This window comes from Tropicimonas isoalkanivorans (genome assembly GCF_900112335.1).
Classification (GTDB): domain Bacteria; phylum Pseudomonadota; class Alphaproteobacteria; order Rhodobacterales; family Rhodobacteraceae; genus Tropicimonas; species Tropicimonas isoalkanivorans.
The window spans coordinates 72,991-79,446 of sequence record NZ_FOLG01000017.1 but is presented as its reverse complement, the minus strand read 5'-3'; the positions used below and the strand labels follow the sequence as shown (position 1 = coordinate 79,446).

At 57.1% G+C, this 6,456-nt stretch carries 6 protein-coding genes; 5 read left to right on the top strand and 1 reads right to left on the bottom strand.

Annotated elements, in window-relative coordinates:
* The coding region (locus tag BM075_RS20855) for a DDE-type integrase/transposase/recombinase (protein ID WP_143089920.1) at positions 1 to 300 on the top strand (300 nt) is incomplete at its 5' end.
* Positions 301 to 455: 155 nt separating this feature from the next.
* On the opposite strand, the gene BM075_RS20850 is transcribed toward BM075_RS20855, so the two are convergent.
* A complete protein-coding gene (locus BM075_RS20850) occupies positions 456 to 1,523 on the bottom strand; it encodes a hypothetical protein (protein WP_093362639.1) in 1,068 nt (355 codons plus the stop codon).
* A 225-nt stretch (positions 1,524 to 1,748) separates the two neighbouring features.
* On the opposite strand from BM075_RS20850, the gene BM075_RS20845 reads away from it, so the two are divergent.
* From BM075_RS20845 to repC, 4 genes are all read left to right on the top strand, one after another.
* The gene (locus BM075_RS20845) at positions 1,749 to 2,630 is read left to right on the top strand and encodes a recombinase family protein (RefSeq protein WP_093362638.1); all 882 of its coding nucleotides are present in this window, start codon (positions 1,749 to 1,751) and stop codon (positions 2,628 to 2,630) included.
* A 329-nt stretch (positions 2,631 to 2,959) separates the two neighbouring features.
* Positions 2,960 to 4,162 carry a plasmid partitioning protein RepA gene (gene repA, locus BM075_RS20840; protein WP_093362637.1) on the top strand — a complete coding sequence of 401 codons (1,203 nt, stop codon included), beginning with the start codon at positions 2,960 to 2,962 and terminating at the stop codon, positions 4,160 to 4,162.
* Positions 4,163 to 4,215: 53 nt separating this feature from the next.
* Entirely contained in the window at positions 4,216 to 5,127 is a 912-nt protein-coding gene (gene repB / locus BM075_RS20835) for a plasmid partitioning protein RepB (protein ID WP_245758936.1), read from the top strand.
* Between the two features lie 225 nt (positions 5,128 to 5,352).
* A complete protein-coding gene (gene repC / locus BM075_RS20830) occupies positions 5,353 to 6,441 on the top strand; it encodes a plasmid replication protein RepC (RefSeq protein ID WP_093362635.1) in 1,089 nt (362 codons plus the stop codon).
* The last annotated feature ends 15 nt before the right edge of the window (positions 6,442 to 6,456 follow it).

The following is a 6,456-nucleotide window of genomic DNA, read 5'->3' as shown; positions in this document are numbered from 1 at the left end:
ATCGTCACCGACAAGCTGCGGTCCTATGGAGCCGCGAAACGTGACGTCGCACCGGGACTGGAACACCGTTCCCATAAAGGTCTGAATAACCGGGCTGAAAACAGTCACCTGCCGTTCAGGAAACGCGAACGCTGCATGCAAGGATTTCGCTCGCCTGGCGGATTGCAGCGATTTGTTTCCATTCATTCGCCAACCCGAAATTGCTTTTCCGTTCCATCCCGCCGCCGCACTGCCATGGCCATCCGATTTCATCGACTGGAAGCATTCGACATCTGGAAGACCGCCGCCGGGCTTGTTTAACTTTCCACCCAACAAACCATCTTCAGCCGGATACTGATTAACGTGACAACACCAGCTGAACTCACAGGATGGGCTCCTCTGCCGTCGTTCTCTGCGCAAAGAACGAATGGCTGCTTTGCTGCAAGGTCGGGTTGGCGCAGGGCCTTAAAATGCAACTAGATCTCGATCCGCCACATCCTAAAGCGCCCCTGCCCTGTCACTTCGCGGATCAAATCTTTGGCCTCCATCCATGCCAGATTGCGCTGAACGGCGGCGCGACTGGCTTCGGTCATTGCCTCAGCCATTGGGGCGGACACCAAAGGCCATTCCGCGAAGACTCTTCTTAAGGCGACCGGCGTCCGACCAGACAAATGCGCCATGATATTTTCTGCGCGCGCTGTCCACGCTTCAATACCGTCAAGGTTTCGCATCGCCTTCAGAATTGCTCCGTTCATCCCATCCAGCCAGCGGGCCAAACGTTCGGTTGGCGAGCCTGAGACACGCAGCCCCCCTGCCCCGCCCATAGCGAGCGGTGCGAACATGGCACCGCTTCCATCGCTGGCCGCGATCCTGGCAGCTGTGACGGCCGCTTCGATCTGGTCGCCGTGCTGTCCGAGGCCTGCCAGACTCCAGAGGTGAAAACCCATGCAAGCCCTGGTGATCGGGTGGAGATCGGTTGCGGCTGTCATAACGTCCAGCCATCCACCCGCGCGATCTTTGAGACGCTCGGCACTGTCTTCGATGTTCTCGGGGTCGCGGCGATCCAGGAAGGCGGCCAAGTCTACTTTCGGTCCGGGACCGCCTGTCAGGCGCCGAACAGCCCATCCAACTCTTGCCAAGGCATTTGGGTCATCCTGTGCGCCCGAGAGCCGCATCGATATCCAGAGCGCCAGACGATCAGAACTCACCCGGTCGCCTGCGAACCAGCTAAGATCCGCCGCCTCGATTAAAGCAAGCCGATGCCGCCAGCCTTCCGGGCCACGCAGCAGCCGGTCATCCAGAGCACCCAGGCGTCCAGCCACGCGTGCCAGCCGCGCAGCGTGAAGCCTCTCTGCCTTTACCCAGTTATGGACGACAGCGGTGTCGGGCGGTTCCGCACGCGGCCCGGGAGGCAAATCATCCGGTTCTTCCTCGAGTGGACCAGGCAGAAACCAGAGATCGTTTTCGTCAGCCTCTTCATCCTCCTCGATGGTGATAAGGGGGTCGTCGTAATCATCAGTCAAAGTAGAGGCCTGCATCTTCATATGTGCGAAATACTGATCTTTTGCACGCTACTCAAGCGTTTTGTGACCGCTGCCTGCGCCCCTCACATAGTACGCGCGCAAGACTGCCGGCGAAACCTCTCAGTTCGTGTTCAGCGCAAGGAAACCAAGGGATTGCGCACTAGCGCGACAAGAGAATGCTCACTTGCATTCTTTTATAAACGGTCGTTTAGTAGCGATACCTTATATTGCAAACGGCCCTTTTCCATGCCCCTGATAGGCTATGCGCGCGTATCCACAGAGGATCAGACCCCCCTGCCCCAGTCCGAAGCCTTGCGATCCGCGGGATGTGGTGAGATCTTCGAAGAGCACGCCTCAGGCGGCAATCGTGCGCGGCCGATACTCGCCCGAGTTCTTGAGCGCATCAGCAAGGGCGACACGCTTGTTGTTGTTCGCATAGACCGTCTGGCGCGGTCGCTCTCGCATCTGCTGGAGGTGATCGAACGGCTGGAGGCGAAGGGCGCCTTCTTCCGCTCGCTCCAGGACCCGATCGACACGTCGTCCCCGCAGGGCAAGTTCACCCTGCAGGTTCTGGGCGCGGCGGCGGAGTTTGAACGCGCTCTGATCCGCGAGCGTACTAAGGCGGGACTTGCCTCGGCACGCGCCAAGGGGCGCGTGGGCGGAAATCCTGGGCTTCGTGCCAAGGACCCCGCCGCGCGGCGCAAGGTGCTCCTCGCGCGACAAGACGGTTACATGGAGCGCCTGAACGAGACCGCGCAGGATTGGGTGCCCCATGTGCGCCGCATGCGCCCCGATATGGCTTGGGAAGACGTCCTGCGGATCATCAATGGCTCCCTGCCCCACGACCGCCACTGGACGCAAAGCCGCCTGCTCCGCGCCGTGAAAGCATATGTGCGGGACGGGTTCCTGCCCGCTGAAGTGCTTGGACGGGCTGGACGGCGCGAAACCGACGATCGCCTGCCGGCGATTGTCGCAGCAATCAAAGGCGCGGATCCTGATATCACGCTACAGGCAATCTGCGACCGTCTGGAATCCATGCGTGAGCGCACGCCTCGTGGGCGAACCAGCTGGCAGCCATCTTCCGTAAGGATGCTGTTGGAACGGGCGGAGCGACTCGGGCTCGTCTAATCAGCTACTAGGTGCCAATCGCTCAATCCTTCAGAAGCGACGATTCGTCGACAGACCCTGCCGCGATACCTAGGGGTTGCCTGCGGCGCAGCCACAACATGTTCGACAGTACGCTAGAGCGAACTGATATTTATCCTTATCCACTCGGCACTTAGAACACTTTCTAACGCCAAAACGCAGGCCCAGCTCAAGTTCGCGCCCTCCGCCTTCAAAAAAATTGTTGTCTGGCGATAAGTTGCGTGTCATGAGTGCTGTAGTCGCAAAAATGCGAAAATCGCGCAGTTTAGCGACGAAACAGAATCGACCCACCAAGAGGTCACGAGGGCAGCATGAACAGCAAGGCAGATTTCTCAGGCGCAAAATCAATTGCAGCTTCCATTTCTGCCAACGCCGCGCGTTTGTCGGATGCCCTCAACCATCATATGCGCAACAGCTTTCAACCGGAAAGCAGAAAGACGCTGCGGAAGTTTCACCCTGCAGAGGTCTCTGAGCTGACAGGCATCAGCATGTCGAACCTGAGAACGCGCCACCAGGAAGGTGACTTTCCCGAAGTCGAAACAGACTCTCGTGGCAGGCGTCTCTATTCCGCTGAAGAGATCGACCAAATCCGCAGAGTGATGGCGCGTACCGGTCGCAACGGGGAAGCTTACTTGCCTGGCCGGCGGGATGGCGATGGACTTCAGATCATATCCATCGTGAATTTCAAAGGCGGGTCCAGCAAGACGACGACAGCAATTCATCTAGCCCAACGCTACGCCCTTAGAGGGTATCGCGTCCTAGCCGTAGACATGGACCCCCAAGCCAGCCTAACGACTATGTTCGGATACCGCCCAGAAATCGAGTTTGCTGAAAGCGGCACGGTGTACGACGCCCTAAAATATGAAGATCCGGTTCCCCTGAGCCAAGTCGTGCGCAAGACTTACTTCCACAATCTCGACCTCGCGCCAGCCGGGTTGTTGCTGTCTGAATATGAGACCGAGACGGCTTACGCGCTTCAGCACAAGGTCGATCCTCCGTTCACACAGAGGTTAGCCATTGCGCTCGATGAAATCGAAGCCAACTACGATCTGGTGATCATCGATTGCCCACCGCAGTTGGGCTTCACGACGATGACGGCATTGCTCGCGTCAACCGGTCTCCTAATTACCGTCGTGCCGAGTATGCTGGACGTCGCCTCCATGGCGCAATTCCTTGAGATGGCCGGAGAAACCGTCAGGACTTTGGAGGAAGCAACAGGACCGATCGATTGGTCGTTCCTCAAGTACCTCGTCGCGAGGTTCGAACCGACTGATGTCCCACAATCGCAGATGGCTGGGTTCCTCCGGTCGATTTTGCTCGACCAGGTTCTCACTACGCCCATGCTGAAATCCACTGCGATTTCGGACGCAGGGATGACGCAGCAGACGATCTATGAACTCGAGCCGAGCCAGGTCGTCAAGAAGACTTTGGACAGGATACTCGAAAGCGTAAACGGCGTCGCAGACGAGTTCGAAAAGACGATTCAACAGGCTTGGGGGAGGACGGTCGAGTAATGGCACGTAGGAACCTTTTTCAGCCCCCTCCCCCACCGGACTCTACCGAGGAGTTGGCAACGACTGACCTGAAACCTCGTTTCCCCAACACCGGTGCGATGAGCGGTGTGAAATCGACTCTGAAGGATCTATCGAGCAACGCCGTACGGGAAATTCCGGTCGATCTCATCGAGGAGGACGGGCCGAAAGACCGGCTTTCATTCTCCGATGCCGACGTCGCGTCTCTTGCTGCGAGCATCAAGGAACATGGGCAGCAGGTACCGATCATGGTTCGTTCGCTCTCGGACAAACCGGGTCGCTACAAGATCGTTTACGGTCGTCGCCGACTGCGGGCCCTGCAATTGATCGGAGTACCGGCCAGAGCCTTGGTGCGCACTCTTTCGGACGAGGAGGCGATCCTTGCCCAAGGCCAGGAAAACTCGCACAGACTAGACCCTAGTTTCATTGAAAAGGCCTTGTTCGCTGCGCAGCTGAGCGACAATGGCTACGATCAGCCAGTGATCCTCGACGCACTTGCCATCGACAAACCTATGTTGTCGCGAATGACTAAGGTTGCCCGCACAATACCGGAGACTGTAATACAGTTGATCGGCTCGGCACATGGCGTCGGACGCCGCCGCTGGGAAGACCTAGCAGACAAGGCGAAGGGCAGCAATGCTGACCTAGTTCGGATGGCTTCCGATTTGGGTCTGGATCAAATCCCTACTTCGGACGACCGCTTTGCGCGCGTCAGCGACGCCATTTCGAAACTTGGCAAATCCGCGAGGTCCACAAAGTCCGCGGCGCATATGGTTGTATCAAGCGACGGCAAGACACTTGCAGAGGTCAAGGATAGCCCGCGCGCTTTGACGATGAAAATGTCCAAGGTTGATACCCCGGAGTTCGCTCAATGGATGCGGGACAACGCGGAAGTTGAGTTGAAACGTCTCTATGAGGCGTGGAAGTCGGACCAGCAATCCGGCTGACAGACAGGCGAGCAGAGCAACAAAAAGGAGCACGAAAAACAGCCAGAAAAGAAAGAGCCCCCCAAGGTCTTCCCCGGAGAGCCCAATCTGTTCTTAGCACCCTCAGATGTACCAGCTTCTCCGTAGCAGTCAATAACAACCGAATCGGTTGAACGATGATCTGTTGCCTTTTCTCAAGAAATCGGGGGATCTGGGCCTTTCCCGACCGGTTGTCGTGAAAAATTCATGGCATTTACTCAGGCATCCGCCTCCGTTGGAGAGCGGACGGAGATCTTGTTGTCCGCGGACAACGCCCGCCCCGAACGTCACATCATCATCGACACACTGCGCCAGGCTGCTCCGTTGATGGGTCTGAAAGCATCAGTCATTGCGACGCTCGACGCGATGCTCTCGTGCCTTCCCCCGAAAAGGCAGCACAACACCGTCTTCGCATCGAATGCCACACTTGCGTTCCGGCGAAATGGGATTTCCGACCGAACGATTAGGCGCCATGCAGCCATTCTCCAAGAACTCGGGCTGCTTGTTCGCCGCGATAGCTCAAATCGAAAAAGATTCAGCAAGCGAAACGTAACCGAAGGCACCGCCCTTCGATTCGGGTTCGACCTCACACCCTTGTTCCAACGCTTCCCAGAGTTCGCAGAGCTTGCTGCCCAGGCCGTTCGCGAAGACGACCAGATCGCCTACCTCAAAGCGAAGATACGTGCCGCAGCAAACGACATCCTGCAAGCCGAACCGGACGACGTCGATGCGTTAATCGCTATACGCACCCTTCGCAGAAAGCTTTCACTGGATGAATGCTACAGCCTCTTGGCAGGCCTAAACATCGAGGCCGTGGAAGCCGAACAACCTTGTGAAGCCGTCGTCGCCGGAGAGGAAAAAATGTCCGGCAACGACGGCCAAAATGTCCGGCATCATCATAACTCAAACAAAGAACATATTGATAAAAGAGAACAACTCCCACCGAAAACTCTACCATCAAATCTAAGGACAATACCCCTTAGCGTTCCCGAAATCCTTAGTGCCTGCCCTGAAGCAGCCCAATTTTCACTCACGCCAGTGAAAACTATGTCCGACGTGGTTTCACACGCACGAACTCTGGCACCAATGCTCGGGATAGACTCGAGAAACTACCAAGATGCTCAAGAACAGCTTGGCATAGAAGGGACTGCGCTGACCGTCTGGGCGATCATGCAGTTCCACGAAAAAGTCCAAAAGGTCGGTGCCTATTTTCGGTCGATAACGTCTGGGAGAAACAGCGCGGACTTCGTTCCAGAGCAGCTTGTTCGGCGTCTCGCTCGGGCACAACCGATTTAACCAGACAGTGCTCTA

Excerpts from the sequence above, each read along its gene's own strand:
- repA (WP_093362637.1), top strand. The coding sequence starts at position 2,960 with ATGAACAGCAAGGCAGATTTCTCAGGCGCAAAATCAATTGCAGCTTCC.
- BM075_RS20850 (WP_093362639.1), bottom strand. The coding sequence starts at position 1,523 with ATGAAGATGCAGGCCTCTACTTTGACTGATGATTACGACGACCCCCTT.
- repC (WP_093362635.1), top strand. The coding sequence starts at position 5,353 with ATGGCATTTACTCAGGCATCCGCCTCCGTTGGAGAGCGGACGGAGATC.
- BM075_RS20845 (WP_093362638.1), top strand. The coding sequence starts at position 1,749 with ATGCCCCTGATAGGCTATGCGCGCGTATCCACAGAGGATCAGACCCCC.